Source organism: Nocardia cerradoensis NBRC 101014, assembly GCF_000308535.1.
Taxonomy (GTDB): domain Bacteria; phylum Actinomycetota; class Actinomycetes; order Mycobacteriales; family Mycobacteriaceae; genus Nocardia; species Nocardia cerradoensis.
Genome location: NZ_BAFW01000369.1, coordinates 1 through 25710, shown reverse-complemented (window position 1 = coordinate 25710; position 25710 = coordinate 1). Strand labels below are relative to the sequence as shown.

General features: G+C 68.9%; 27 protein-coding genes and 2 pseudogenes. 9 read left to right on the top strand and 20 right to left on the bottom strand.

What is annotated here, in order from left to right; all coding sequences use genetic code 11:
• A partial coding sequence (locus ON23_RS31630) for a helix-turn-helix domain-containing protein (RefSeq protein ID WP_218001136.1) occupies positions 1-1507 on the top strand: 1507 nt, incomplete at its 5' end.
• Positions 1508-1558: 51 nt separating this feature from the next.
• Here the strand turns inward: ON23_RS31630 and ON23_RS31625 are convergent.
• From ON23_RS31625 to ON23_RS31600, 6 genes are all read right to left on the bottom strand, one after another.
• Positions 1559-2992 (bottom strand): MFS transporter, encoded by a 1434-nt coding sequence (locus tag ON23_RS31625; RefSeq protein WP_039782851.1) that lies wholly within the window; start codon positions 2990-2992, stop codon positions 1559-1561.
• 42 nt (positions 2993-3034) lie between these two features.
• Positions 3035-3850 (bottom strand): alpha/beta fold hydrolase, encoded by an 816-nt coding sequence (locus ON23_RS31620; protein WP_039782850.1) that lies wholly within the window; start codon positions 3848-3850, stop codon positions 3035-3037.
• A 43-nt stretch (positions 3851-3893) separates the two neighbouring features.
• Positions 3894-4262 carry a nuclear transport factor 2 family protein gene (locus ON23_RS31615; protein ID WP_036507740.1) on the bottom strand — a complete coding sequence of 123 codons (369 nt, stop codon included), beginning with the start codon at positions 4260-4262 and terminating at the stop codon, positions 3894-3896.
• 109 nt (positions 4263-4371) lie between these two features.
• Entirely contained in the window at positions 4372-5478 is a 1107-nt protein-coding gene (locus tag ON23_RS31610) for an NAD(P)/FAD-dependent oxidoreductase (protein ID WP_039782849.1), read from the bottom strand.
• Positions 5479-5531: 53 nt separating this feature from the next.
• Positions 5532-6302 (bottom strand): maleylpyruvate isomerase N-terminal domain-containing protein, encoded by a 771-nt coding sequence (locus ON23_RS31605; RefSeq protein WP_039782862.1) that lies wholly within the window; start codon positions 6300-6302, stop codon positions 5532-5534.
• 86 nt (positions 6303-6388) lie between these two features.
• Entirely contained in the window at positions 6389-7315 is a 927-nt protein-coding gene (locus ON23_RS31600) for an alpha/beta fold hydrolase (protein ID WP_051043618.1), read from the bottom strand.
• 37 nt (positions 7316-7352) lie between these two features.
• Here ON23_RS31600 and ON23_RS31595 point away from each other — a divergent pair, with 37 nt between their 5' ends.
• From ON23_RS31595 to ON23_RS31585, 3 genes are all read left to right on the top strand, one after another.
• Positions 7353-7997, top strand: a complete 645-nt coding sequence (locus ON23_RS31595) for an alpha/beta hydrolase (RefSeq protein ID WP_051043617.1) — start codon at positions 7353-7355, stop codon at positions 7995-7997.
• Positions 7998-8073: 76 nt separating this feature from the next.
• A complete protein-coding gene (locus ON23_RS31590) occupies positions 8074-8760 on the top strand; it encodes a DedA family protein (protein WP_063821372.1) in 687 nt (228 codons plus the stop codon).
• 162 nt (positions 8761-8922) lie between these two features.
• Positions 8923-9789, top strand: a complete 867-nt coding sequence (locus ON23_RS31585) for an alpha/beta fold hydrolase (protein ID WP_039782848.1) — start codon at positions 8923-8925, stop codon at positions 9787-9789.
• Between the two features lie 24 nt (positions 9790-9813).
• On the opposite strand, the gene ON23_RS38625 is transcribed toward ON23_RS31585, so the two are convergent.
• From ON23_RS38625 to ON23_RS31570, 6 genes are all read right to left on the bottom strand, one after another.
• Complete coding sequence (locus tag ON23_RS38625; protein ID WP_167331913.1) at positions 9814-9969, bottom strand: hypothetical protein; 156 nt, start codon at positions 9967-9969, stop codon at positions 9814-9816.
• A 77-nt stretch (positions 9970-10046) separates the two neighbouring features.
• Positions 10047-10187 carry a hypothetical protein gene (locus ON23_RS38260; protein WP_157170349.1) on the bottom strand — a complete coding sequence of 47 codons (141 nt, stop codon included), beginning with the start codon at positions 10185-10187 and terminating at the stop codon, positions 10047-10049.
• 261 nt (positions 10188-10448) lie between these two features.
• On the bottom strand, positions 10449-11072 hold the full coding sequence (locus ON23_RS31580; RefSeq protein WP_039782847.1) for a nitroreductase family protein: 624 nt from the start codon (positions 11070-11072) through the stop codon (positions 10449-10451).
• A gap of 161 nt (positions 11073-11233) precedes the next feature.
• Positions 11234-11389 (bottom strand): DUF6131 family protein, encoded by a 156-nt coding sequence (locus ON23_RS38620; protein ID WP_086007020.1) that lies wholly within the window; start codon positions 11387-11389, stop codon positions 11234-11236.
• 123 nt (positions 11390-11512) lie between these two features.
• A complete protein-coding gene (locus tag ON23_RS31575; RefSeq protein WP_174376536.1) occupies positions 11513-11893 on the bottom strand; it encodes a hypothetical protein in 381 nt (126 codons plus the stop codon).
• Between the two features lie 57 nt (positions 11894-11950).
• Complete coding sequence (locus ON23_RS31570; protein ID WP_039782846.1) at positions 11951-12487, bottom strand: helix-turn-helix domain-containing protein; 537 nt, start codon at positions 12485-12487, stop codon at positions 11951-11953.
• 92 nt (positions 12488-12579) lie between these two features.
• Between ON23_RS31570 and ON23_RS36315 the strand changes: the two genes are divergently transcribed.
• On the top strand, positions 12580-13401 hold the full coding sequence (locus tag ON23_RS36315; RefSeq protein WP_051043616.1) for an alpha/beta fold hydrolase: 822 nt from the start codon (positions 12580-12582) through the stop codon (positions 13399-13401).
• A 10-nt stretch (positions 13402-13411) separates the two neighbouring features.
• Here ON23_RS36315 and ON23_RS31560 read toward each other — a convergent pair whose 3' ends face one another.
• Both ON23_RS31560 and ON23_RS31555 read right to left on the bottom strand, forming a co-directional pair.
• A complete protein-coding gene (locus tag ON23_RS31560; RefSeq protein ID WP_245556236.1) occupies positions 13412-14314 on the bottom strand; it encodes an HAD family hydrolase in 903 nt (300 codons plus the stop codon).
• A 98-nt stretch (positions 14315-14412) separates the two neighbouring features.
• Positions 14413-15534 carry a PucR family transcriptional regulator gene (locus ON23_RS31555; protein WP_063821375.1) on the bottom strand — a complete coding sequence of 374 codons (1122 nt, stop codon included), beginning with the start codon at positions 15532-15534 and terminating at the stop codon, positions 14413-14415.
• Between the two features lie 300 nt (positions 15535-15834).
• Between ON23_RS31555 and ON23_RS39905 the strand changes: the two are divergent.
• Positions 15835-15927 (top strand): annotated as a pseudogene (locus ON23_RS39905) (twin-arginine translocase TatA/TatE family subunit); the annotation flags it as partial.
• Between the two features lie 280 nt (positions 15928-16207).
• Complete coding sequence (locus ON23_RS31545) at positions 16208-17323, top strand: XdhC family protein (protein WP_039782844.1); 1116 nt, start codon at positions 16208-16210, stop codon at positions 17321-17323.
• A gap of 21 nt (positions 17324-17344) precedes the next feature.
• On the opposite strand, the gene ON23_RS31540 is transcribed toward ON23_RS31545, so the two are convergent.
• The 5 genes from ON23_RS31540 to ON23_RS31520 are packed head-to-tail and all read right to left on the bottom strand — an operon-like array spanning position 17345 to position 23475.
• Positions 17345-17845: a nucleoside deaminase gene (locus ON23_RS31540; protein WP_039782854.1), complete on the bottom strand. Its 501-nt coding sequence runs from the start codon at positions 17843-17845 to the stop codon at positions 17345-17347.
• Positions 17845-18924, bottom strand: coding sequence for a hypothetical protein (locus tag ON23_RS31535; RefSeq protein ID WP_039782843.1), 1080 nt, complete (start codon positions 18922-18924; stop codon positions 17845-17847). The genes ON23_RS31540 and ON23_RS31535 overlap by 1 nt, the downstream gene beginning before the upstream one ends.
• Positions 18925-18959: 35 nt before the next feature.
• Positions 18960-19928, bottom strand: coding sequence for an antibiotic biosynthesis monooxygenase (locus ON23_RS31530; RefSeq protein WP_039782842.1), 969 nt, complete (start codon positions 19926-19928; stop codon positions 18960-18962).
• Positions 19929-19942: 14 nt separating this feature from the next.
• Complete coding sequence (locus ON23_RS31525) at positions 19943-22657, bottom strand: molybdopterin-dependent oxidoreductase (protein WP_039782841.1); 2715 nt, start codon at positions 22655-22657, stop codon at positions 19943-19945.
• The gene (locus ON23_RS31520) at positions 22654-23475 is read right to left on the bottom strand and encodes an FAD binding domain-containing protein (protein WP_039782853.1); all 822 of its coding nucleotides are present in this window, start codon (positions 23473-23475) and stop codon (positions 22654-22656) included. The genes ON23_RS31525 and ON23_RS31520 overlap by 4 nt, the downstream gene beginning before the upstream one ends.
• Before the next feature lie 482 nt (positions 23476-23957).
• Between ON23_RS31520 and ON23_RS36310 the strand changes: the two genes are divergently transcribed.
• Positions 23958-24392: a hypothetical protein gene (locus ON23_RS36310; protein WP_051043614.1), complete on the top strand. Its 435-nt coding sequence runs from the start codon at positions 23958-23960 to the stop codon at positions 24390-24392.
• A gap of 161 nt (positions 24393-24553) precedes the next feature.
• Here the strand turns inward: ON23_RS36310 and ON23_RS38615 are convergent, their stop codons facing one another.
• Positions 24554-24721 (bottom strand): hypothetical protein, encoded by a 168-nt coding sequence (locus ON23_RS38615; protein WP_167331912.1) that lies wholly within the window; start codon positions 24719-24721, stop codon positions 24554-24556.
• Between the two features lie 527 nt (positions 24722-25248).
• Between ON23_RS38615 and ON23_RS31510 the strand changes: the two are divergent.
• A pseudogene (locus ON23_RS31510) lies at positions 25249-25710 on the top strand (hypothetical protein); the annotation flags it as partial.

Here is a 25710-nt window from a genome sequence, read left to right as displayed (position 1 = left end):
GGGCGATCTGGAACGGGCCGCGGGACTCGCGCGCCGGGTGGCCGGAAGAGCCGGTGCGACAGCGCAATTGCGGGCTCGGGTCGCGCACGTCGAAGGGCTCGCCCACTTCTGGCAGGGCCGGTTCGCCGAAGCGGACGCGCTGCTGCGCGCCGGCGCCGCGCAGGTCGCCGACCGCGATCCCGCGCTGGCGGCGACGATGCTGATCCAGGCCCTGCACACCGGCTGGTATCTCGGCGAACAGCATGTCCGCGACTGCGTGGCGCAGTTGACAGCGGTGCCACTCGCCGACACCGACCCGCTGCACCCGGTCGTGACCTATATGGCGAGCGTCCTGGATCGCCGCGACACCGCGGGCGCACCACCGGAATTGACCCGGACATTGGAAGAGTCCGCGCGGCGGGGCCCGGTACCGGATCAGGTACGGCTGATGCTGTGTGGCGTGGCGATGGCCAGCGGCCAGGACGCCGACGTCTACGGGCCCGCGGAGGCGCTGAGCCGGGAGTATCGCGGCGCCGGTGCCGCCGGCCGGCTGCCCACCACCCTGTTCTTCGCCGCCGAGGTGGAGATCTTCACCGGTCGTCTGCGCGATGCGCGAACCACCGCGGCCGAGGCACTGAGTCTGGCCGCGGATCTGGGCCAGCGCCAATGGGTCAGCCAGCTCAGCAGCGTTCTCGCGCATATCCATGCCGCCGAGGGCGACGAGGACCGGTGCCGGCACTACGCCGAGGCCGGACTCGCCGACAGCACGCCCGGATCCGTCTCTCCCGGTGCGGCGTGGGCGCATTGGTCGCTGGGGTTGCTCGAACTCGGTTCGGGCCGGGCCGAAGCGGCGCTGTCGCGTTTCGAGCGGCTGACCCGGGACCCGCTGCGCCATCATTTGTGCGCGATGCGTTCGATCCCCGATCTGGTCGAGGCGGCGGTACGGGTCGGCGCCGCCGACCGCGCCGGACCTCACGCCGATCGGCTCGCCGACTGGGCCACCGCGGTGCGGCAGCCGTGGGCCGAAGCACTCGTATTGCGGTGTCGCGCACTGCTGTCCGACGACGACAGCGCCGAGACCCACTACACGCGGGCGCTGACGCTGCACGACCGTGAGGCCCGTCCGGTGGAATACGCCCGCACCGCGCAACTCTACGGCGAGTGGCTGCGCCGGGCCCGCCGCAAGAGCGAGGCGCGAACGGTGCTGACCGAGGCGCTGGACATGTTCGACCGCATCGGCATGCGCCCCTGGGCCGAACGTGCCCGCAGCGAACTCGTCGCGACCGGTGCCGCGCCGAGCGTGCCTGGCGGACAATCGGGTTCGCGGTCGGGTGCGGCGGTCACCGGGCTCACCCCGCAGGAATTGCAGATCGCTCGCCTCGCCGCCCAGGGACTGTCCAATCGCGATATCGCCGCCCAGCTGTTCCTCAGTCACCGCACCGTCGGCTACCACCTCTACAAGGCGTATCCGAAACTCGGAGTGACCTCGCGTGGCGAGCTGAAAACCATTGCGGATAAACTGCATTGACAACCGCGGACATGCCGGAGCCCCGGTGGTGACCACCGGGGCTCCGATCTTCTACTTCCGGATGCGTGGGGCGGGGAGCAGTTGCACCAGCGCCGCGGTGAGCAGGCACAGCAGCGCCATCGGCACCAGGCTCGCGACGAACGCGGACGCGAATCCGCCGGCCGCTGCGAGCCGGTCGTAGAAGACGATGCCGACCACCGCGATCCCGATCGCGCCGCCGACCTGCTGCGCGGTGGCCAGCACGCCTCCCGCGGCGGCGGCGTGCCGCGGTGTCACTCCTGCCAGCACGATGCCCGGCATCGGCACCAGTGCCAGACCCATTCCCGCTCCCGCGACGATCATCCCCGGCAGCAGGTCGAGCACCGAGCCGTCGGCGCCGAGTTCGTGCACGGTGAGCGCGAGCAGCAGATATCCACCGGCCTGCAACACTGCCCCGGCCGCGACGACCTGCCGGCCGAGCCGGGCGGCGGCCCGCTGCGACAGCATCGAGGTCAGCAGGTAGGCCCCGCCCAGCGCGAGGAACAGCAGGCCCGACCCCAGGGCCGACAGGCCGCGTCCCTGTTGCAGATACAGCGCCAGGAACAGGAAGAACGATCCCATGGTCATCTGGTAGCTCAGCGCGATCGTCGAACCGACCGCGAACGAGCGTTCGGCGAACAGCGCGGGATTCACCAGCGGCTCGCCGCCGCGGGCCGCCGAACGCCGCGCGGCGGTGACGAACGCGGCGATCAGCACGGCGGCGGTGGCCAGAGAGAGCCAGGTCCACAGCGGCCAGCCCTGCTCCCGGCCCTGGATCAGCGGCAACACCACCGCCGCCAGCGCGGTTGCGATCAGGCCGACGCCGAGCCGGTCCAGCCGGGTCCCGCCGTCTCCGCGGGATTCGGGGACCAGCCGTGCCAGCACGGCGAGGGTGAGCGCACCCACCGGCACGTTGATCCAGAAGATGGTGCGCCAGCCGAGGCCGAACAGATCGGCCTGGATCAACAGCCCGCCGATGAGCTGGCCGAAGACCGCGGCCAGGCCCATGGCCAGTCCGTAGGCGGCGAAGGCGCGCACCCGGCGCGTGCCGGTGAACACCACGCTGATGATGCCCAGGACCTGCGGCATCAGCAGTGCCATCCCGGCCCCCTGGGCGATCCGGGCGACGACCAGTTCGGCGGCGTCGCCGGCCAGCGCGCAGGCCAGGGAGGCGAGGGTGAACACCGCCATGCCGAGGCCGTAGAGCCGGCGGCGGCCGTAGAGGTCGCCGAGCCGCCCACCGGTGATCAATCCGGCCGCGACCGCGAGGCCGTAGCCGGCGACCACCCACTGCATGGTGGCGCTGCTCGCGTGCAGATCGGCCTGGGTGTCGGGGATGGCGACGTTGACGATGAAGAAGTCGAGTGTGGCCATGAAGATTCCGGCCAGCAGGACGAGCAGGGTGGCCCGTGCGGGCGGTGTGCTCGCCGGGCGGGTGCCATGGGTGAGCAGGGTGGGTGTGGACATGGGTGTTCCTCGGGGATCATGCTGCGGGACAGGAAGATTCGCTCAGGCCTTGACGAATTCCAGGAGATCGTCGTTGAACTCGGCGGCATGCGAGGTGTACAGACCGTGACCGGCGGTCGGGTACTCCTTGTAGACGGCCTGCGGCATCAGCTCGGCGGTGCGCCGGCCGGTGACCTCGGCGGGTGCGGAGAAGTCCAGGGCGCCGTGCACGATCAGCGTGGGAACGGTGATGCCGCGCAACGCTTCCCGGTTGTCGCAGTGGAAGACCGCCTGTTGCATGTGCAGCGTCGCCCACGGCGCGGTCGACAGGCACTGACGGTAGGTGATGTCGATGTGTTCGGGGGAGACGTCCGGATTGAGGTGGCTGTTGAAGTAGATCTGCGACTGGCGGGCCAGCCACCGGCCGCGGTCGGTGCGGATGCTGGCCACCAGCGCGTCGAGCATGGCCTCCGGGATGCCGCCGGGATTGTCGTCGGTGGCCTTCATGAAGGGCAGGATTGCCGCGAGGAAAACCACTCGGGCAACACGGCTTTCACCGTGGCGGGCCAGATACCGGGCGATCTCCGCGCCGCCGGTGGAGTGGCCGACCAGGGTGGCGCCGCGCAGGTCGAGATGATCGAGCAGGGCGCCGAGATCGTCGGCGGTGGTGTCGATGTCGTAGCCGGTGGACGGGCGGTCCGAGCGGCCGTGGCCGCGGCGGTCCAGGGCGATGCAGCGGTAGCCGCGCTCGGTGAAGTACGGAATCTGGTACTCCCACATCTCGGTGTTGAGCATGGCGCCGGCGACGAAGACGATCGTTTCGCCCGTGCCGTAATCCTCGTAGGCGAGGGTGGTTCCGTCGGTGGTGGTGAAGTACATGACCGGTCCTTTGCGGGGTGAGTGTCGGGTGGCGGAAGGGGGATCAGGCGCCGGTGGGCACCTTGTCGAGGAAGCCGAGGATCTGGCGGATGCGGCCGTCGTCGCCGAGCGCGGCTACGTCGAAACCGATCACCAGCGGCTCCTCGCCCGGCCGGCCCAGATGCCAGGTGAAGCGGGCGATGCCGTGGTGGCTGTCGATCGGGCCGCCGAGGGTGAATTCCAGTCCGGCGAACTGCTGCTGGACGGCGGCGACGGCCGCGTCGAGTCCGGCGTGGCCGCGCACCGACACCAGCGGATCGGTGTATTCGGCGTCGTCGGTGAGCAGGTCGGCGATCTGCGCGGCGCGGGCGGCGGGATCGGTCTCGTTCCAGACGGCGAGGTAGCGTTCGACCAGGTCGTTGATGTCGCTCACGGGATTCTCCTTCGTGGTGGTGACGTTCCGACCACAAAGTTATGGAGTTCCGGGCGACGGGGAATCTGTCGCGCTTAAGTACTTTCGACGGTAGTGCCGGGGCGGCGTCCTACCGGTCGGCGGCGGGATCCCCGAGCCGCCGCGACGGGTCCAGGGTGGCGGCGGGGTGTCCGGTGGTGATGCTGTCTGCGAGCGTGGCGCCCAGGACCGGGGCCAATTTGAACAGATTGTGCCCGGCGAGGAAGGTGGCGCCGCCGTCCTGCCAGGCGGCCGGCGCGTCCTCACCCCACGGCAGCCGGGTCACCCAGCAGTGCACATAGCCCTCGGGTTCGGGTGCGAGTCCGGGTAGTGCGCGGTCGACGTAGCCCGCGGCGCGTTCGGCCAGCCCGGCCAGCGCCGTGGGATCGACCGAGCCGCCGTCGTTGCTGGGCACGGAATCGCTGAGTCCGAGCGCGTAATGGGTGTTGCCGGGGTACGCGGCGGCATAGATGCCGGTTTCGCCGAATTCGCCGCTGCTGTCCTGCAGGGTGGCCAGGGTGGCGGGCGGCGCCGATCGCGGGCGGAAGGTCACCCGGACGTGTGCGGACACCTGCACCGGCAGGGCGAGGCCGAGGGTGCCGGCCAGCGGCGCGGTGCCGCGGCCCGCGCACACGACGACATTGCCGAAGTCCGAACAGGTTGTGCCGGTGCGTATTTCGACGGTTCCGGCCGCGGTGTGCCGCAGGGTGAGGACGTGGTCGGTGACGAGCGAATCGCGCAATCGTTCGGTGAGCGCGTCGATCGCGGCGACGGTGCGGATGGAGCCGCCGGTCGCGTCCAGCATGGCCGGTCCGTCGTAGCCGGCCAGCGGTGGCAGCCGGGTTGCCAACTCCTCGGCGCCGATGCCGCGGGCGTCGATGCCGGGTGTTCGCCGCAGGATCTCCAGCTTGTCGGCCACGCCGGCCCCGAGCGCCACCGCCCCGTCCCGCGAGATCAGTTCGGTGCCGAATTCGCCTTCCCAGTCGCGCCAGACGCGCCGCGCCGCCACCGCCATCTCGACCAGCCGGGGATCGGTGTGCGCGTGGCGGAAGATGCGGGCTTGACCGGCCGACTGGCCGCCGCCGGGCCGGCCCGACTCGTACACGGTGACCGAGAGCCCGGATCGGCGTAGTGCGTGCGCGGTGGCCAGGCCGACGATTCCGGCTCCGACCACGGCGACATCGGTTGCGGCACCCATCTTCGCGGACTACCCGGCCTGACCGCCCGCAATCCCGGCCGGTGGTCGTGGGCTCAATACCCGCCGAGCAGCGCGCGGAGCCGGCCCAGTTCCTCGGGACCGGCGGTACTGTGCCAGCGCGTCGGGTCGGCCGGTCGTCGACCCCACAGGAACAGCGCGCGCACGGCTGGATCGCTTTCCACCGTCGCCGGTCCCTGCGGCGGTGCCAAGTCGATGGAGTTGCCGTCCGGCTCGGCGACGACCAGGACGTCGTCGGTGCCCGGCGCCCGCAGTCTGCCCTCGATGCGGCCCTCGGGGCCGAAATCGATATCTCTGCTGCCGCGCGCGAGCAAGGGCGGACCCACATCGCGCACGCTGTGGCGAGTTATCCACGGCTGCATGAGCATATCGATCGCCGTCGCGTCGTCGCCGGTCATATCCCAGCGGTGCAGCACCATCTCCTGGCGCATGTGCTCGAGGAAGAAGTCCGGGGCGACAGTTCGCCCGGTCCAGCCGATCGCCTCCAGCGGAGACAGCGTGTCGATCACCTCTGCGGTCTCGACGAGTTGTTCGCACCGGTCCACGAACGCCGCCCACAACTCGGCGTCGGGCATGGCGCGATAGGGCGCCTCACGCTCCTCGAAACCGCGCGTCGGCACGGGACTGCCCGCCGCGTGGGCGGAGAGCACCCGCGCGAGTTCGGCGGCGTTTCCGGTGTTGTGGATCAGGACATCGCGGACGGTCCAGCCCTCGCACCAGGTGCCCGCGTCGGGCCGGCGCGCCTGTACGGCGCGGGCGAAGGCCTCCCATTCCGGCAACGCTTCGGCGGCACTGTGTGAAACCATCGGCATCTCCTCCGACCGGGCCTGCGGCGCCCGGTTGTCGTGGCGGATCCCGTCCTGATTCGCGCATACCCCGCCACTGCCGGAAGTCACCCGACGATTCGCCGCTCCGGTCCGTATTCGTCGATGATCCGGACTATTTCGGCGGCGATCAGCCCGGGCCGCTGGGTCGGCACCATATGCCCACAGTGCTCGGCGATGACATGCCGGCCGTGTGGTCGTGCCGCCCGCCGCCGGTGTGCGGCGTTGATCGCGGCGCGCGAGCGGGCCGAGATACCGGCGGAGGCGGAGTCGGCGGACACGATCGTGACGGCGATATCCCGGCGGTCGGGGCCGGCGTCGCGCAACTGTTCGAGATCCACTGTGTGGCAAGCCAGTTCGGCGGCGCGGGTACGCATCGCCGCCGCTGTGAAGCCTTCGGCGCGGAAGTCGGCGCGGGCATCGGCGGGTAGCGCGGTGAGGGTGTCGCGGTAGGCCAGTCGCAGTGCGCCGATCCGGGCGAGTGCGGCGCTGAGCCGCTGTCCGGTTCGGGCCGCTCGCCGCGACGCCGCGGTGAACAGGTCGTCGCAGAATTCGTCGGTGGGGTCGACCAGGACCGTGCCCGCGATCCGGTCGTGCCGGTCCGCGGTGGCGACCCGCACGATCGGACCGCCCCAGCTGTGGCCTACCAGCACGAACCGTGGTGCGGCGAAGCGTTCGGTGAGGTGATCGAGCAGATCGACGAGGTCGTCGGCCAGGCGTCGGAGTCCGCGCGGTGCGTTGTCGGGGGCGCTGCGGCCCAGACCGCTGCGGTCGTAGACCACGGTCGCCGCGTAGTCGTCGAATTCGCGCTGCACCGCTGCCCAGTAGGAGCGGGTGCAGGCGAGTCCGCTCTCGAAAACGACCAGGGCCGAGCGGTTGTCGTCGCGCCCCGGTCGGTGCATGTAGTACAGCCGGCGTCCGTCGCGGGTGGGCGCCGTGCTCGCCGTGCCCTGGCTGTGCGGTGCGACCCGAGTCCCCTGCGTGCTCCCAATCACATTGGTTAGCCTAACCTAAAGGTGTCAGGAGGCTGAGATGCGGTTCTTTCAAGGTGTCAGCGGGGCGATCCACTATCGGGTGTGGACCGCGGAGTCGTCTCGTGCGGTCGCGGTGCTGCTGCACGGTCTCGGTCAGCAGAGCGCGGACTACCATCGCTTCTCACGCGCGCTGAACCGTTGCGGCATAACGGTATTCGGTATCGATCAGATCGGACACGGCCTCAGTGAAGGCGAATTCGGCGCGGTCGCCCCGATCGGCGATCTCGCCGCCGACGCGCTGACCTTGACCGGCCTCGCCCACGCCGCGCACCCGCACCTGCCGCTCGTCCTGATCGGCCATTCCCTCGGTGCGGGCACCGCGGTGGTGGCGATGGCCTCCGATGCGGCGGCGGTCGCGCACATTTGCGGAGTCGTTCTGCTCGGCACTCCGGAACAGGCTCCGGCACAAGGCTTCTCGACACCGTCGGTACCTACCCTGGTGCTGCACGGCGCCGACGATCGGCGCGCGCCGCTGGCACCGATTCGCGCGTGGACGAGCGGCGCCCTCGACTGCCGGACCGTCGAAATCCCCGATGCCGGGCACGATCTGCTGCACGAACCCGTCCACCGCCGGGTGACCGGCGAGATCGTCGAGTTCGTCCACGCCCGCTGTGCGGCGATGAGCGGGTCCCTCGCCACCTGAGCGCGACCTCGCCCGAATCGGGTTCGGCGGCGCGATCCTGGGCACTCGCCAGGAGACCAGGAAGGGTGTCGATGGGATGAACCAACTGCAGGATCTCGTCACCGGCGCGGCCGGGTCGCCGTGGGTGTACTTCGCGCTGCTGGGCGTCTGCATCGTCGACGCCTTCTTCCCGCCGGTCCCCAGTGAATCGGTGATCGCCGCACTCGCCGCCATCGGTAGTTCGACCGGGAAGCCCTCCGTCTGGCTGCTGATCGTCGCCGCCGCGATCGGGGCGATCATCGGCGACAACCTGGCCTACACGATCGGCCGCGCGATCGGCACGGATCGATTCGCGTGGATGCGCAAACCGAAGATCCGGCGGGCATTCGACTGGGCGCGCGGAATGCTCGACAAACGCGCGGCCCTGCTGGTCATCACCGGCCGCTATATCCCGGTCGGTCGCATCGCGGTCAACATGACCGCGGGGGCGACCGAATATCCGCGGCGGAAATTCGTACCGCTGACGATGATCGGAGGCATCAGCTGGGCGGCGTATTCGGTGGCGATCGCCAGTGCCTTCGGGCGCTGGCTGCGCGATCAGCCACTGCTGGCCGCGGTGATCGGCATCGCCTGTGCGATCGTTCTCGGCTTCCTCGTCGACCGCATCGTGCGGCACTTCTTTCCGGGCGCCGGCGAGGACGAATCCGGCGACGAGCACGACGACGGCCGGGGCGAGGACGACGCGGGGGAGAGAGCGGAAGCGCATCGGCGACAGGCGTCGTGACCTTCCGCATCGCGCGCCGACCTCGTCCTCCGGTCGGTCGGGGAATCCGTCCGCGGGTGGATGAGCGCGGCCCCTGCGGCCCGTTACTGTCGGCACCGCGTCGATCGGCGCCGGTGCTCGCGGCGGTGACCTGGTCGCGCACAGTCAGGGGAAGGAACGGACATGGACACGTTCACGCACGCGGGATTCGTCTTCGACGTCACCGACACGCCACCGCCCCCGGGCAGCGCAACGCCGGAAACCGTGGTGCTGCTGCACGGCTTTCCGGAGGATCGCCACTGCTGGGATGCGATCACGACGACCCTCACCGCGGCGGGCTATCGCGTCCTGGCACCGGATCTGCGGGGCTACTCACCGGGCGCGCGCCCGGCCGCGCGGTCGGCGTATGCCACGGCGCGCATGACCGGTGACGTGTATGCCCTGGCCGACGCTGCCGGTGCCGAGCGCTTTCATCTGGTCGGCCACGATTGGGGTGCCGCGCTGGCCTGGTCCGTCGCCGCCGAGCGGCCCGACCGGCTGATCTCGCTGACCGCCCTGTCGGTGCCGCATCCCATGGCCTTCGCGCGAGCCATGGTCACGAGCAGCCAGGCCCTGCGGTCGTGGTACATGGCCGCCTGTCAGCTGCCGTGGTTACCGGAACTCGTGCTCTCCGCACAGGGTGGCCGGGCGATGCGGCAGGCTCTGGTCCGCGCCGGACTCGACGCGCAGTCCGCGAACCGGTACGCGGGCCGTGCGGGGCATCGACGCGATATGCGCGGGCCGGTCAACTGGTATCGGGGGCTTCCGTTCGCGCTACGCCGCCCGGTCGGCGCCGTCGACGTCCCGACGCTGTTCTGCTGGGGTACCGCAGACCGTTACGTCACACGGGCCGCGGCGCAGGCGTGCGGCCGTTACGTCACCGGCCCGTATCGCTACGAGCCCCTCGACGGCGGCTCGCATTGGCTGCCCGAACAGGCCTCCGACCGGGTCGCCGGACTGCTCGCCGACCATCTGCGAGCATCGGTGACCGGCGTCGCCGGCCGTCCCTGACCGAGCTGCCGTGACGGCGGCGGATCAGTCGGGCGGTTCCTGGGCGTTCTCCTCGGTGCCGACGTCGTCGGCGACCTCCCGGGTCGCCATCCCGCCGTTGTCGCCCTCGTCCACCGGTCCGGGCCGCCCACCTCGCGGTTCGTCGGTGTCGTCGTCGTGCGGATGATTCGGTTGGGACATGGATTCGTCCTTTCTCGAGGTTCGTAGCGGACTACCTCGACAGCCGGGCGGCAAACGCCGGCGCCCGGTCCCGCCGGCTAGAGCGAGATCAGCAACACACCGGCCGCGACGATCAAGGCGGCCCAGACCATCAGGACGAGGACGGCCGACCGGACGTCCTCGGGTTCGTTCGACGTGGCCCGGCGGCGACGGTGGGAAGCGGTGATCGAAACGTTCACGAGCTCTCTCCTTCCGCGATCGGTACTACCGTCGACCTACCCCGAACCCGAAGCGCCACAACAGTTTCCGCACCCTCGGCGTATGGGTTGTGTCACAGCATCCGGGAACCCGTCGGCTTCGAACGTCCCCGACCGCCCCGCCGGTGGCGGAAACCCGTGGTGCGGGCCATGTTCGGTGCCTATCCGCCTACGAGACCGACCGGGTGCCGGCGGGAGGTCCCGATCCGGCAGTCCCGCTCGGCAATTCGCGTCCGGCGGCAGTCACCAGCCGTTGATGTGCAGGACCGAATCCAGATCCACGCGTGGGCCGGGCCGGAAGTCGGTGCCCTTGGTGTAGGCGACCGGGAGCAGCACACCCTGGCGGACGTCGTCGGGAAGACCGAGAATCTCCGCCACCTCGCGCTCGTACTGCAAATGCAGTGTCGTCCAGGTGGTTCCGAGCCCGCGTGCGCGCAATGCCAGCGCCAGGCTCCACGCCGCCGGGAGCAGCGACCCCCACAGTCCGGCCTGATTCTCCGGCAGCGCGTTGCCACCGGTACTGATCGCACCGATCACCAGTACCGGGACCTCTGCCATCACCTCACGCAGATAATCGGAACTCGTGGCGATGCGGGCGGCGCTCTCGTCAGCCGGTTCGCCTCCGGCTTCCCGGTACGCCAGATGTGAACGCCGGTAATGCTCGGCGACCTGCGCCTTGATCGCCGGATCGGTGACCACGATCCAGTGCCAATGCTGCCGGTTGCCTCCCGACGGTGCCTGCAGCGCCACCTCCAGTGCTTCACGAATCACGTCCAGCGGCACCGGCCGGGTCAGATCCAGACGGCGGCGCACCGCACGCGTGGTGGTCAGCAATTCGTCCGGGGTGAGCGGAAGCAGTTCGGTCACTACGGGTCTCCTTCTGGATCGGCGTATACCGTCCAAGGATGCCCGACCGGGGTTTTGTTCCCGGATGTGCCGGACGATGCCGCCCGCGCCGACGAACAGCGAAGCGCGCACTTCCACCACACGGGGGAAGTACGCGCTTCGGAGAAGGGAATTCGCTGCCGCTAGTAATAATGCGCGCGGCCGGCGACCGGACGTCCGAACGCTCCGAGCAGGGCGAGAATCGCGCCGATGACGACGGCGATGATGCCCAGGGTCCAGAGGATCGGGATGCTGAAAACGAACCCGAGAACGAGGAGGATGACTCCCAGAATAATCATGTGAAACTCTCCCTTTGCCTTTTGTTATCCAGGCGCTGCCGCGTTCGGCCGTACTTCGATAACAAATCGCAGATACCCGGCCTCGACGGCCGTAAACAGAACGTATCGGGAGAGAATCCGGCCTCAGGGCGCCCGGGCCAGCCACCGCCAGCGCGGCAGCTCGGTGCCGACCGTCACGACCGCCAGCACGGTGACGAGAACGGCAACCCAGGCCGGCCAGGCGAACCAGGCGCCCAGCACCGCCGCGGCGACGAGCACCAGCATCATCGCGATGGTGGCCCAGCCCGGAACGGCGACGAGCACCTGTTTCTTGTCACCGCGGGTCGCGAAGATCGACGGCACGCCGATCAAGACGGTCACCGCGATCACCGCCGCCGCCACCGACCACGACGCCAGCGCCCACGGCGCCGCGACCCAGGCGATCAATTCCGTGGCGACTCGCGCGATGGCCGGGCCGCGGCCCTGTTCGGTGAGATTCGGTGAGATATCCGCACGTTCGGACATGTCGCTCAGCCTCGCACGTCGGTATCCCGCACGCACGGCGAATGCGGTGCGACCGGCTCAGCCGGGCGTTCGCGCACCGGGAAACATGACCGGACTGATCAGGTAGGGGCGACGATTCGGGCCGGGTCCGTTGCCGGCGACCGAGGTGAGGACGCGGCGGAAACCGTCGAGCATCGTGTGCAGTTCGTCGGGTGAAAGCCACAGCGTGCCTTGGCGATAGCCGACCGAGTCCGCGACCGGATCGGCGCCGGGCTCGTCGAGATAGGCGTCGAATTCGGCGATCAGGACGGCCATGGCGGTGGCGAAACCACGGCGGTGGTCGTCGAGGGTCATGGCCGCGGCCGCCTTGTCGTCGATCGCGGGGCGGTCGGCGCGCAGCCGATAGGACCGCTCGACCGCACCGCGGACCCGTCGCTCATCGGCAACCTCCAGGATGCCGCCGTCCACCAGCAGACCGAGGTGCCGGTAGATCGTCGTCCGGGGAACCTCGGGCAGGCGGTCGCACAACTCGCCTGCGTTTCGCGGCGTGTTCCCGGACAGCGCGTGCACGATGCGCAACCGCACCGGATGCAGAAGGAGGTCGGCAGGATCCATGGCTTAACTATCCCATTGTTGGTACCATTTCCAAAGTTGGGATTGATGGAGAGGGGCCCGGAATGCGGGACGTGCCAGGCGAACGAATGAGGGTGCGCGGCATCGAGTTATATGTCGAGCAGCGTGGTGCGGGACAGACCTGCGTACTCTTCGAATCCGGCGCCGGCGCCGGGCGGACACTGTGGGATCCGGTGGTGTCCCTGCTCGGCGATACCGTGCGGACCGCCACCTACGATCGGGCCTGTCGCGGCCGCAGTGCCCGGGTGCGGCCGCCGCAAGATATCGACGAGATGGCGGCCACCTTGGTCGCTCTGGCCGAGATGCTGGCGCCGCGTCGGCTGATTCTCGTCGGGCACAGCATGGGCGGGCTGATCGTGCGTCGCGCCGCGGAAAGTATTGTGCCGCAACCGATCGGGTTGGTGCTGGTCGATCCGACTCCGGAAGCGGCTCCCTTCTACGCGGACTGGGCGGCCACGGCGGCGAGGACGGATCGTATTCTCGCGGTGCAACAGTCGCTCGCTCGCTGTCGACCGGTGATGCGGGCGCTGACCGGGTCCTACGGCCGCATGTTCCCGGCCGACACCTACGAGACCATGCTGCGGGAGGATTTCACTCCCGCGGGCATCGCCAGCACGCGAAGCGAATTCGATGCCTTCGCGACCGGTATCGGCCCGTTCCGGGACAACCCGCCGCAGCCGCCGGGCGGCGAGGTCGTCGTCATCTCCGCGCTGCGGGCCGACCGGTTGCACGCTCGCCGTCACGACACCGTCCGCGAATACCAACGCCGATTCGCGGATCGGGTGAACGGCCGGTTCGAGGACGCGGACTCCGAGCACATCGTGCCGGCCGAATGCCCGGATCAGGTGGCCGCCGCGGTGCTGCGGATGGCCGGAGCGCCGGAGCGCGCGGTGTGACGACCGGTGCTCAGGAGCCGAACAACCGCGACAGCACCGTCACGACGCCGTCCTCGTCGTCGGCGGGTGCCAGGTAGCGGGCGCGGGCGCGAACCTCGGGGTGAGCGTTGGCCATCGCGAACGACCACCGCGCGGCATCGAGCATCTCGAGGTCGTTGAGGTAGTCGCCGAACACCGCGGTCCGGGCCGGCGGGATGCCGAGTGTCTCCTGCAGCGACCGCACCGCGCGACCCTTGTCCGCATCGCGGCTCATGATGTCGATCCAGTGTTCACCGGACACCACGACCTGCTCGCGTGCGGCGATGGATCCGAAAACGTGCGCGGCTGTTCGCTCGGCGTCGGTGAAGTCGTAGATCGCCAGTTTCAGCACCTTGTCGGTCACCGCGGTGAGATCGTCGACGCGCTCGAGGCGGGCGTAGTACTTCGCCGCCTCGGCGACGAACGCCGGATCCGTGCGCTCGATATAGGCACTGTCCAGGCCGCACACCACCAAGCCGAGCTCAGTGGCTGCGGGCGCTTCCCGCACCGCCTGCACGACCTGTCGCACGATATCGACGTCGAGGCAGGTCGCGGACACGGTGACGCCGGAATGGACTACCAGACAACCGTTCTCGGCGATGTAGGACACCTCGTCCGCGGCCCGCTCGAACAGTGCGGCGAGCGTCGCGTACTGCCGCCCGCTGGCCGGCACGAAGGTCACTCCGCGCGAACGCATCACCTCGAGCAGCGGCCAGAACGTGTCGGGCACGGCCCCGGCCTTCGTGAGCAGGGTGCCGTCCATATCGCAGACGACCAAGCGCACGCCGTGGTCGCCGGGCGGGATCGAGGACCACGGTGGTGGTGCCGGATCGGTCGAACCGCCCAGGTGGCCATCGTCTTCCGATAGTTCGTCACTCGCCGATCCGCTGCGCACCCAACCACTTTCGTCGTGGACGACGCCGCGGGTACGGTCGTCGTCGCCTCTGCCGTGACGTGACCAGTATGTACGGCGCCGGCTGTCGTCGGGTGCGTTCACCGGGCCGGCATATGGGCGCGATAGGCGCGGGCGACCAGCGCGGCCCGGACCTGGAGCAGACCGGATGGCGAGGTCGGGTCCACTCCGATCAGCCGGCCGATACGTTTGAGCCGGTAGTCGACCGTATTGGTGTGCACGCGCATCTCGTGTGCGGTGCGCTGCCGGTTCAGCTCGTTACCGCAGTGGCGCACCAGGGTCTCGGTCAGTTCCGGATGGTCGTCGAGCGGGTCGAGGAGGGTGCCGAGGATTTCCAGCGCCGGTCCCGGTCGCGTGAGCTGGTATTCGAGGGCGAGGTCGCGCATGCGGTAGAGGCCGGGCCGGCATCGCAGCGCGTGCACGGTGTCGAGCAACTCGTGCGCTTGGGTGGCCGCCGCGGGGACAGCGGCCCGGGCGGCGTGGACCGCCGTGGCGGTGATCGGTGTCCGAGTGGCCGCGGCCAGCGTGTGCACGACGTGATCGAGACAGCGGTCGGAACCGACGATCGGAGAGGGGACCAGCACGGTGCCGCCGCTCGGCGACAACTGGAACAGCACTGCGCCGTTGTTCATCCGTTCCAGGACGGCGCGGGCGCGGCGCATGGTCCGTCGCGCCCGGACCGGAACGTCGGAACCGGGGCTGTCGCAGCCGGACTCGCTCGGGAACGACAGCGCCAGCACGTGATAGCGGTCGGCGAGTTCCACACCGCATTCCCTGGCCGCCGCGGCGGCGGATCGGCCGCCGAGCAACGCGGAGGTCACCGCATCGCTGCTCGGCCGGTAGTCCTCGGCCGCGTCGGGAACCGCTGCCGAATACGCGTCCGCGATACCGGTTGTCACGATCTCCAGGGCGTCCAGCACACGACCGACCGACGTCACGACCGTCTCGACGTCGTCGCCGGAGGTCTGCAGCGTGCCCAGGTGCAGCCGGAATGCCTCGAACACCGTGTGCTGAACGGTCTCGAGGCTCAGCCCGCACCGGACCCAGCGGTCCGCGGCGGCGGTAAGTCGCGCGGCCGCGCCCGAACAGCTTCCGCCGAAGGACAATTCGTCCAGAACGTCGTGGCACCGGCCGGTGATCTCGCCCACTTCGACGGGCAGCTGCTCGACGGACGACGGGGCCGCGGCAATCTCGACACCCATGGCAACCTCCACCTGCGTTCCGGTGCGCATCACAGCGACCGGCTCTTCGACTCTGTCGCTGCCGACCCGGTGATCACCACGTCGGCAACGGCGAGTATGTTACTGCACATTCACATGTTGCGGAAGCTCCGGAAAACGCAATCAAGCCAGGTGAAAGCGCAATTTGCTTTCTATATGGGCCTGGCAAGTTATCATTAACTCGTCCAATACCGACGCCGGCGACGCTGAGATCTCGCCGGTGGAATCCGCCGGGCCGGCGGTCACCGTCCGAGCGGCTCCGGCGCACTAACGGAGGTTCCGATGGGTTCGTTGAGTCCGACCCACTGGCTCATCATCGCACTGGTGGTCGTGGTGTTGTTCGGCGCCAAACGCCTGCCCGACACCGCCCGCGGCACCGCTGCCGCCCGGGCGACCGGCGACACCCTCGTCCGCCGTCGAGGATCGGCACCGGAGCTGACCCCATGGTCCGGCGCACGCCGGTGACGGGCGCATACCGGGAGCCGAGCTGCCGGCCAGGCGTAGGCGGTCGTTCGCCGCGGCCTGCGAGCGCATTCTCGACAGCACGTTTTCGGCATCCCATTGTGGCCGCGCGACTGCCGGGGAACGCGCATCATTCAAAGATGCGGTTACAGCAGGCGAACGCCGCGGCCACGACCGAAGGGCTCGGACGCCGGTGCGCGACGTCCTGGCCGCGCTGACCTCCGTCTGGCGATCCGGTGGCACCGCCGGTGTCGCCACGGTGGTCCGCACCCGCGGATCGGCGCCGCGGCCGGTGGGCGCGGCGATGGTCGTGGCCCCCGACGGCACCGTGGCCGGATCGGTCTCCGGCGGCTGCGTGGACGCGGCCGTCTACGAGCTGGCCGCCGAGGTGGCGCGGACCGGCAGGCCTCGGTTGCACAGCTACGGAGTCGATACCGATGAACTGTTCGGTACCGTGCTCACCTGTGGCGGTGAGATCGACATCTTCGCCGAGCCGATATCCCGGACGACGTGCCCGCACCTGCCGGTGATGATCGCCGCGGTCGCCGCGGACCGCCCGGTCGCGACCGCCACCGTTGTCGCGAATTCGGACTGCGCGCGGCCGGGCCGGCGGCTGATCATCACCCCGGATACGGTCCACGGCTCGCTCGGATCCGCCCGCGCCGACGCCGCCGTGACCGAGCGGGCTCGCGAACTACTCGCGGCCGACCATGCCGAGCTGATCGGCTGCGCGCCGCTGGAGGCCGGCACGGACGTCTTCGTGAACACCTTCGCGTCCCGCCCGCGGCTGCTGATCTTCGGTGCCATCGACTTCGCCGCCGCGCTGGCACAGCAGGGCGCGCTGCTCGGTTACCGGGTGACGGTCTGCGACGCGCGCCCGAGATTCGCGACCGCGGACCGTTTCCCGGCGGCGGACGAGGTCGTCGTGGACTGGCCGGATCGCTACCTCACCGCACAGGCGCAGCGGAACACCCTCGACGGCCGGACCGTCGTCTGCGTTCTCACCCACGACCCGAAATTCGACGTCCCGTTGCTGCGGGTGGCATTACGCCTCCCGGCACTCGGCTACGTCGGGGCGATGGGATCCCGGCGCACCCACGACGATCGGCTGCGCCGGTTGCGCGTGGCCGGAGTCACCGACACCGAATTGTGCCGGCTCGCCAGTCCGCTCGGTCTCGATCTGGGCGCTCGCACCCCACAGGAGACGGCGGTGTCGATCGTCGCCGAGATCATCATGCGCACCCACGGCGGCGCCGGTCACCCGCTGACCGAACTCGGAGGACGGATCCATCACGACCACACGCCATGACACTCGGCGAATATCGTTGTGTCACAAAGAAACAACGCCGTGCTGTGCCCCGAAGAGCTTGTATACCGCCACGGCATCGGCCCGCGGCAGATAACGCATCGGCAGCCGCCGCTCATTCCAGGGCTTGGCGAACTCGGTGTAGAAGGTGGCCGGTTCGAAGTACTTGTCCTTCCCGCCCGCCATATACGGCGCGCATTCCTCCCGCGTGGCCAGGAAGACGACCTCGTCGGGCGCGCAGTGGTACAGCGCCGCCAGGCACATCGGGCACGGGTGGGCGATGGCGTAGACCGTGCAGCCGGTCAGATACTCGGTACCCAATGTGCGGCATGCCTCACGGATCGCGTGAATCTCCGCGTGATCGGTCGGATCATGAGTGCTGGCAACACAATTGCGGCCCTCGGCGAGAATCGCGCCGTCCTTGACGATCACGGTTCCGAACGGCAGTCCGCCCGCGGCGACACTGTCGCGAGCGATGTCGACGGCACGCTGTGCGAAATCCGCGGAACTCGTCGCCTCCGGCATCAGCCGACCGGCTCCGGGCGGATCGGGCAACCGACATCCTCCAGCCGCGCCGGGCCGGTTCCCTTGGCGGGGTCGGTCTTCCACGGCCAATCGTCGGAACGGAACGGCGCCAGGGGCGGCAGTACCGGTTCCCTTCCGCGCGCGGCCATTTCGCGTTCGATGGCCGCGCGCCCGCCGCCGCCGAGCAGTTCGACGTCCATCAGGTAGTAGTCGCGGAAGAACACCATGCCCAGCGAGCGGTCGGCGACGATGCGGCCGAGCACGTCGAGCAGCTTCTCGGGTGTGGTCTCGAATTCGGTCGTCTCGACCAGCAGCAACCGGTCACCCATCGTCTCGGTGCCCATGAATTGGACGAGAACGCTGTAGAGGATGTTGTTCTGCCGAGCGACGTAGAGCGAGTTGCTGACCGCATAGGTGCGCTCCCAGTCCTCGCCGAGGCTCGCCTTCCAATCGTCGAGCACCGACATCCAGTGGCCGACTTGAGCTCCCGAGCCGATGCCGATCGACCGGGCCGAATACGGTTCGGTGTCGCGAATGAATTTTTCGACGTCGTCGTAGCTGTAACCGCCGCGGTCGAGGCATTCGTCCATGAAGGTGAGATTGCGGTGCAGGATCTCGTGCAGCACCGCGCGGTCCTCGTCGGAGATCTCCAGCGCGCCGAGGCTGTCGAAGGCGGTACGGTGCTGTGCGCGGTACATCTCCAGCGGCGGACGCCACAGTTGATTCGCATACGCGTTGGAGATGTACGGTGCGACGATCTCGTAGATCGCCATGGTGCTGTGGCCCACCGACTTCGCGAGCTGGTAGACGATCGGCACCGGCGGTGCGACTTCCGGTTCCCGGCCGGGCCGGTACAGGATCATCTGCCCGCCCGCGCCGGTGAACAGCGCCAGGATGATGGGCACCTGGTCGAGCATGTTCTGTTTGAACTTCTCCAGCGATGTGTCGTACAGCTGCAACATGGCGGCGTTCAGTGCCAGCACCGACTGTTCGGCGACGGTGCGGGCGCTGGCGGGTGGCTCGTCGGCGATCACCGGGCGCATGAAGGCCGGGACCGCGCTGCCGTTGGATTCGGTCATTGTCGTCACTTCTCCTTCTCGGTTGTGGGCCGGTGTCACGGCAGATGCCAGAACACGGTGGTCACCAGCCAGAACAGCACCGTCCAGAACGCCATCACGGCGGTGATGAGCACGGCGCCGCGAATCTCGATCGCCTTGCGCTGCGACCCGGGGGCCGGCTGCAGCCAGCGTTCGAGCAACGGATTCACGTAGCGCGGCATCGTCACGAACGTCATGACGAAGCTGGACAACAGATTTCCGATCAGCATGCCCAGCCACAGCGGCATTCCCGCGGGCGCCAACGCCAGCGAGAGCAGCACGACCGTCGGATACAACCCGACCCACACTGCGATCGACGTCTTCGTCTGCGACGGTGCGTGTGCGGGACCGTCCTCGTCGAAGGCGAACCAGCTGCCGAACGAGTTGTCGATCGTGCGTAATCGGAAGTCGCTGAACCGCTTTCCCTCGTCGAGCAGTCGCTGCCGCGCACTGGAGGTCAGCCAGCGATCCAGGTCGGCGGCGCTGTCGTAGCGGTAGAGCATCGTCCACTCGTCCTGCACGCCCTCGATCGGCCGGAAGATCTCCGATCCGCGGAAGCCGGGAAACTCGTTCTCCGCGTGGCGAAGTCGTTCCTGCCACGCCAGGAACTCGTCGATCTGCTCGGGAACGACTCGATGGGTCACCACCGCGGTGACGAGGGTGTCGGGTGGCGCGGCCGCGCCGGTGACGATCTGCTGGGTGGGCGGGCCGTCGAGATAGCGTCGCCCCTCGGCGAGGCTGTCCTGGCGGGTGGCGCTGTTGATCCACGCGCGCAGATTCGGAATCGAGTCGAAGCGGTAGATCAGCGACCAGTGCGCCTGCGGGTGCGCGGGCGGATCGATCTCCGCGGCGATGAATCCCGGATACTGCGCCGCCATACTGTTGAGCCCGTGCTGCCAGGCCAGAAACGCCTCCTCACAGCCGGGGCGAACCTTCTCACCGATGATGACGGTGGCGGCGTGACCATCCGGCGTCTCGCGGGGCATCGTGGTCTCCCGGCTCAGCCGGTCGAGGTCAGCCGCGATGCCCGCAGCGCCGGGAAGATCCGGTCGGGCGTCAGCGGAAGCTCGCGGTAGCGGATGCCGGTCGCGTCGTGCACCGCGTTGGCCAGGGCGGGCGCCACGGGATTGACGCAGGATTCCGCGATGCCCTTGGCTCGCACCGGTCCCGCCGAATCGGTCGAGCCGACCAGGAGCACCTCGGTGCGGGGAGCGTCGGCGTAGGTGGGGATGCGGTAGTTGCGCAGCGTCGGATTGGTGACGACGCCGTTGGTCATCAGATGGTGTTCGGTGAGGACGAAACCGACGCCCTGAACCACACCGCCTTCGATCTGCCCGCGGACCTGCTCCGGGTTGATCACCACCCCGGCGTCGATCGCCTGCACGCTGTAGAGGATCCGGATCTCCCCGGTCACGCGGTGCACCGCGATCCGGAATCCGTGTGCGTTGCAGGACAGGCTGCGCGGCGAGCCGTACGCCTTGCGCGATTCGGTCAGTCGCGCGCCCCGGCTCCGGGCGGCCATCGCGAGGTCGGCCAGCGGGACGCGGGTGTCACCGCAGCGCACGGCATCGTCGTCCATGGCGCACGATTCCAGGGCGGCCCCGGTGTGGGTGGCGGCGAAGCGCAGGATCCGGTCGCGCAACGCCGCCGCGGATCGCGCGACGGCGTTGCCGGCCACGAAAAGTCCCGCGCTCGCGAAGGCGCCGGTGTCGAAACCGGTTCTGTCGGTATCGGATTGGACGAGCCGGATCCGCGCCGGGGTGGTTCCCAGCTCGGCCGCCGCGATCTGCACGTGCGCGGTCGAGGTGCCCTCACCGAATTCGACTGTGCCCACGGCGATCTCGTAGATTCCGTCGTCGCCGAGGGTGGCCAGCCCGACCGAGATGTGTTCGGTCGGCGGTGCGGTTTCGTGTATCGAGGCGGCGGTGCCGACGCCGATCGACCAGTCCGCGCCCAGCGCCTGCCCGTCCGGATGCGCGCGCAGGGCGGCGTCGACGCGGTCGATACACGCGCCCAGCCCGTCCTCGGTGAAGGCGACATCGTCGGCCTCGTCGTGTATCGACAGCAGCGCGTCGCCCGGGCGAACGATGTTGCGGCGCCGCAGTTCCAGTGGGTCCATGCCGAGCGCGACGGCCAGTTCGTGCATCGCCGATTCCATCGCGAAGACCGGCTGGGTCATGCCGTAGCCGCGCAATCCGCCACTCGGCAGGGTGTTGGTGTAGACCACGTAGCCGTCGAACTTCTTGTTGGGGCAGCGGTAGGCGGCGACGGCCGAGCCCCCGGCGAACAGCGTCTCGCCGCCGTGGTTGCCGTACGCGCCGGTGTTGGAGACGTTGCGGAAGTGGATCGCGGTCAGGGTGCCGTCGGCGCGCGCTCCCAGCTTCACCGTGATCTTCATCGGATGCCGGGTCGGGGCGCTGGTGAACTCCTCCTCACGGGTGTACTCGAGGCAGGTCGGGCGACCGGTGTCCAAGGTTGCCAGTGCCACCAGGTCTTCGCTGAGCACCTCCTGTTTGCCGCCGAAACCGCCGCCGACGCGTTCGCAGAAGACCCGGATCTGGTCGGGGCGTAGGTCGAACAGGTGGGCCAGTTTGCCCTTGGCGACCCAGGGCGATTGTGAACTGGTCCGCACATGCAGCCGGCCCGCGTCCATCCAGGCGATCGATCCGTGCGTTTCCAGATGGACGTGCTGCACCCGTGGCGAGAAGTAAGTGCCTTCGTGCACGACGTCGGCCGCGGCGAAACCCGCTGCGGTATCGCCGATTTCGTCGTGTAGTTCGATGAGGACGTTGTGGGCCGGGTCCTGGACGAACGGATCGTCGGAGCCGTGTAGTTGCGGCGCGCCGAAGCCCATCGCCTGCTCGGGGTCGAACACCGCGGGCAGCACCTCGTACTCGACGACGACCCGGCGGCAGCCCTCTTCCGCCGCGGCGATCGAATCGGCGAGCACCGCGACGACCCGCTGGCCGACGAACCGCACGACGTTGTCCAGGATGTAGGTGTCGTCGGGATCGACGAGGTGGTCGGTGTGGACGGCGGTGGTGAACAGCTTGCGCGGCACGTCTTCCCAGGTGTAGACGCGTTGTACGCCCGGCACGGCCAGCGCCGCGGACTTGTCGACGGAGACGATGCGCGCGTGCGCATGGGGGGAGTGCAGCACCTTCAGATGGAGCATGCCCTCGGGTGCGGTATCCATCGTGTACTCGGCGCGGCCGGTCACCACGCCGGTGGCGGCCGGTGCGGCGACGCTGGTGCCGATCACCGCGCCCGGTTCGGCCACCTCGATCGCGGACACGCCGTTGATCGCGTCCTCGACGGCCCGATAGCCGGTGCAACGGCAGAGATTTCCCTTCAGCGCGTGTGGCAGGTCCTGCTTCTGTTCGTCGGTCAGGGCCGCCGCGGTCATGATCATGCCGGCGGTGCAGAAGCCGCACTGGAATCCGGGGGCGTCGCGGAACTGCCGCTGCATCGGATGCGGATTCTCCGGCGTTCCGAGCCCTTCGATCGTGGTCACCTCGTGTCCGTCGGCGCGGAACGCCGGGGTGATGCAACTGTGCACGGGACGTCCGTCCAGCCAGACGGTGCAGGCGCCGCAATCGCCGGCGTCGCAGCCCTTCTTCACCCCGAACCAGCCGAGGTGGCGCAGGAAGGTCCGCAGGCACTGACCGGGCCCCGGCTGCTGGGAGAACGTCTTGCCGTTGACGACGAAGCTCATCTCGCGCCTCCGAGTTCGGCCCGGAGTTCCTCGGCGTAGTGCCGGGCGAGGTGTCTGCGGTGCTCCGGTGTGCCGTTGGGGTCGGCGAACCATACGTCCGCCGGGATCGCGTCGATACGGTCCCGCACGGTGTCGGCGTCGGGTGCGGAATCGAAATGCAGGACAATCGGATACGCGGTTGCCGCGGTGATGCTGAGGGTCAGGTCGTCGGTGCCCGGCGTTCGGGTGGCGACCATGAATATCGTGGACCGGCCCAGCTTGGTCAGCGTGAATCGCCGGTGTGCGTACGATTTCCGTAACGCGGCGGCAGGGATATGAATGCTGCGCAGTATTTCGCCCGGCCCCAGCGCATTCAGGTGATTGCCGCCGACGAAATTCCCGGCCGCGACCGTTCGTTCCGTCCCGTCCGTCGCCCATAGGCGATAGGTCGCCTCGAGTGCCACGCTCATGGTGATCATCGGACCGGCCGGCAGCGACATGCAGATGTTGCCGCCCACGGTGGCGGCGTTCCATATCTTGAACGACGCCAGGAACGCCTCGCAGCCGATACGCAGCAGACTGCCGGCGGACCAGTCCTGCGGCGGGGCGAACTCGTGCAACTCCCTGATCGTGCACGTCGCGCCGATTTCCAGGCCCTGGTCGGTGGGCACCAGGCTGGGCCAGCAGAGTGCGGTGAGATCGACGAGCCGGCGCACGGTGGGCTGTGGTTCGGAGAACAACCACGTCCCCCCGGCCAGCCACGCGTCTCCGGCGTGCCAGTCGGAACCCGGTCGGGCCGAGGGCCGGCGAATGACGTCCTCGACGGTGTTCAGATCCATACGAGCCTCCAAGACCCGCGACCGGCTCTGCTGGACATATCGACTGTAGAGTTTTATGCCGACACCGGAGGCGTTTCGCAATATTTCGCATTTGCCGATGAATTGCTTGAGATTTTCTCGCATATCCGATCAGTGGTCTGTCGCGACGGATCGCCGAAACTCGCGTCGCGATTCCGCCCGCGAGCCCGGGGGCCGACCGTCGCGCTCGGATCCCTCGCCGCCGGTGAGACGGTGGCAGCGAGAGTGTGTCGCGAGGCTGTGAGGATGAGGCTGTGTCGAGGACCTTCGTCGCGGGCGCCGGGCCGCCGGGCTTCGGCGCGTTCTGCGCCTTCCTCATCCGAAAGTGGTTGAGCTCGGCCGGTTCCGGGGGCCGCGCGGAGTCGCGTGTTCGAAGTGTCGTGCCGAGACGGTTGTTTGACGATCCGAAAGCCGGTTATTTCCGAACTACAACAGTCCATCGATGTTGAGAATCGGTAGTAGCCATGATTGTATTCATCGGGTTGATCATTCTGTTCGCCGCAGTGGTGGTCGGAATCGCCGCAGCGCTGGCCAATTCTGGCGACACGCACGTGCTGGCGACCGAATTCACCGTCTTCGGCGCACATTTCACTCCCACGCAGAACGAGCTGTTCGCCGCCGGCGCCGCCCTCGGCGCGGTCGGCATGCTCGGCTTGGGCATCGCCCTCACCGGGGCGTTCGCCTCGGCGCGTCGCCATGCGGAGATCCGCCGCGAACTGCGGCACTCGCGGCGCGAAATGACAGCCACACGTAAGGATCTCGCGAAGACCCCGCCGGCCCAGCCGGTCGTCGCCAAGACGGCGCCCGCCCAACCGGCGGCCACGGCGAAGCCGCGCCTGCGCAATCCGTTCGCGCGCCGCGGCACCGGAATGTCGCGGACCGCGCAACCGCAACCCTGACGCCGACTCGCCTCGGCAGTCGGCGAACACGGACAACCGGCCTGGGATACGCTGCGCGCCAGCGTATCCCAGGCCTTCGTCTGCTTTCGGCGACTCGCAACTCCGCTACGGACGCTTGGGCCAGGAGCCGAGGGTGTTCGGCTCCGACATCGCCCGCCGCGTCACGAGCGCTGCACGAACCTGAGATAGAACGCGGCGAACACCAGCACGATCCCGACATTCACCAGCAGCCGTTCCCGGAAATAGTGCCTGAAGAACAGGACGTCCACGCTCACCACGAAGGCCACCAGTGCGAGCATATAGACAACGGCGGCTGCCTGCCTTCCCATCATCTCTTTCTACGCCTGGTCGCCGCAGCGGGAGGAAATTTCGGGGCAGGCCCAACCGTGGATCGGTCCGCGTCCGCTCAGCGGCCGTTCTTCCGTGCCCGGGCTGGGACCGCCGCGGTGGGCGGCGCCCCGACGGTCGGCGGCTGACAACCTCTGGCTAACAGCTGATCAGCGGCATGCCCAGCCGTGCTCCATCTTGGGCTGCGCGGATGCGCCGCGTGCCGACGGCGGACTGCCGTGAATTTGCCCAACCGCGTAGTCGACTGCCTCGGGAGCTCGTATTCGAGGTTTCGAAACCGGAAATCGTCATTCGATCGAAGCACGCGAATTCGCCGTTTCTCCGATGTCCGGCACCGGCGGGAGCTTAAACTACCTCAGCCGCAACGTACACGCACGCGAGAGGGTCGGGAACAACTCAGAGATATACACCCGGGAGGTGTGAAATGCCGAAGGTTGCTCATCGGCGCATGTCACGTCCGATGTTGATTGCGGGCATGTTGCCGCTCGCGGTCATTTTAGGTACGGGAGTGGCTGCCGCATCTCCCGGCGATCTCGTTCTCGCCCCGGTCGACGCCGCACAGGCGCCCGTCGTGCCGCCGCTGGCAGTGGACTGGCAAACGCTGGCACATGATGTGCAGGGGTTGATTCCGTTCCCGGTACCGCTGCCGCTGCCGCCCGCAGACGGTCCTGTGGTCCAGGACAATTCGACCGCCGGGCCGCAGAACGCGCCCGTCGACGCTTCGGCCCCGGCCGTGACGGCTGGCGCACCACCCGCCGACACCGCGGCCGCGCTCCCCGTCGAGCCGGCGGCCGCCACACCGGCCCCGGTCGCGGATGCGCTGCCCGTCGAGGATCAGCATCCGGTCGAGACGTTCTGCGCACAGGTTCCGGCCGATCCCGATCGATGCGCCGCGACGGTCGTCGACGCGGGCGTCGGTGCGGCCATCGGCGCCGGCATCGGTGCGGCGGTGTCCGCGCCGCTCGCGATC

Coding starts and splice junctions, on each gene's coding strand:
- ON23_RS31625 (WP_039782851.1), bottom strand. CDS start 2,992: ATGTCCACACCCACCCTGCTCACCCATGGCACCCGCCCGGCGAGCACA.
- ON23_RS31620 (WP_039782850.1), bottom strand. CDS start 3,850: ATGTACTTCACCACCACCGACGGAACCACCCTCGCCTACGAGGATTAC.
- ON23_RS31610 (WP_039782849.1), bottom strand. CDS start 5,478: ATGGGTGCCGCAACCGATGTCGCCGTGGTCGGAGCCGGAATCGTCGGC.
- ON23_RS31605 (WP_039782862.1), bottom strand. CDS start 6,302: ATGGTTTCACACAGTGCCGCCGAAGCGTTGCCGGAATGGGAGGCCTTC.
- ON23_RS31595 (WP_051043617.1), top strand. CDS start 7,353: ATGCGGTTCTTTCAAGGTGTCAGCGGGGCGATCCACTATCGGGTGTGG.
- ON23_RS31590 (WP_063821372.1), top strand. CDS start 8,074: ATGAACCAACTGCAGGATCTCGTCACCGGCGCGGCCGGGTCGCCGTGG.
- ON23_RS31585 (WP_039782848.1), top strand. CDS start 8,923: ATGGACACGTTCACGCACGCGGGATTCGTCTTCGACGTCACCGACACG.
- ON23_RS38625 (WP_167331913.1), bottom strand. CDS start 9,969: ATGTCCCAACCGAATCATCCGCACGACGACGACACCGACGAACCGCGA.
- ON23_RS38620 (WP_086007020.1), bottom strand. CDS start 11,389: ATGATTATTCTGGGAGTCATCCTCCTCGTTCTCGGGTTCGTTTTCAGC.
- ON23_RS31575 (WP_174376536.1), bottom strand. CDS start 11,893: ATGTCCGAACGTGCGGATATCTCACCGAATCTCACCGAACAGGGCCGC.
- ON23_RS31570 (WP_039782846.1), bottom strand. CDS start 12,487: ATGGATCCTGCCGACCTCCTTCTGCATCCGGTGCGGTTGCGCATCGTG.
- ON23_RS31555 (WP_063821375.1), bottom strand. CDS start 15,534: ATGGGTGTCGAGATTGCCGCGGCCCCGTCGTCCGTCGAGCAGCTGCCC.
- ON23_RS31540 (WP_039782854.1), bottom strand. CDS start 17,845: ATGCCGGAGGCGACGAGTTCCGCGGATTTCGCACAGCGTGCCGTCGAC.
- ON23_RS31535 (WP_039782843.1), bottom strand. CDS start 18,924: ATGACCGAATCCAACGGCAGCGCGGTCCCGGCCTTCATGCGCCCGGTG.
- ON23_RS31530 (WP_039782842.1), bottom strand. CDS start 19,928: ATGCCCCGCGAGACGCCGGATGGTCACGCCGCCACCGTCATCATCGGT.
- ON23_RS31525 (WP_039782841.1), bottom strand. CDS start 22,657: ATGAGCTTCGTCGTCAACGGCAAGACGTTCTCCCAGCAGCCGGGGCCC.
- ON23_RS31520 (WP_039782853.1), bottom strand. CDS start 23,475: ATGGATCTGAACACCGTCGAGGACGTCATTCGCCGGCCCTCGGCCCGA.
- ON23_RS36310 (WP_051043614.1), top strand. CDS start 23,958: ATGATTGTATTCATCGGGTTGATCATTCTGTTCGCCGCAGTGGTGGTC.
- ON23_RS38615 (WP_167331912.1), bottom strand. CDS start 24,721: ATGGGAAGGCAGGCAGCCGCCGTTGTCTATATGCTCGCACTGGTGGCC.